The organism is Citrobacter sp. TBCS-14 (assembly GCF_005280805.1).
In the GTDB taxonomy this organism is placed as follows: domain Bacteria; phylum Pseudomonadota; class Gammaproteobacteria; order Enterobacterales; family Enterobacteriaceae; genus Citrobacter; species Citrobacter gillenii.
Window position 1 is genome coordinate 1 of sequence record NZ_SZWM01000115.1, and the last position, 304, is coordinate 304.

Genomic DNA, 304 nt, shown 5'->3' on the forward strand with positions numbered 1-304 from the left:
GCTCCAGAAGAAGCTGGCCATGTCCTGAACCCATTCGAAGTAGCTGACGGTGACGCCGCCTGCGTTACATACGACGTCAGGTACCACGATGATACCGCGGCTTGCCAGCATATCATCGGCATCCGGGTAAGTTGGGCCGTTAGCGCCCTCAAGCACCAGTTTGCAGGTCAGTATTTCTGCACGTTGACGGGTAATCTGTCCTTCCAGCGCGGCAGGGATCAGGATATCCATCTCCACGCTCCAGAAGGCTTCGCTGGCGATAGTTTCCGCCCCCGGGAAACCGGCAATCTGTTTGTGCTCCAAC

1 pseudogene is annotated in these 304 nt (G+C 57.2%); it reads right to left on the reverse strand.

Annotated features, from left to right (window positions below):
* A pseudogene (locus FDX22_RS00630) lies at positions 1–304 on the reverse strand (Glu/Leu/Phe/Val dehydrogenase); the annotation flags it as partial.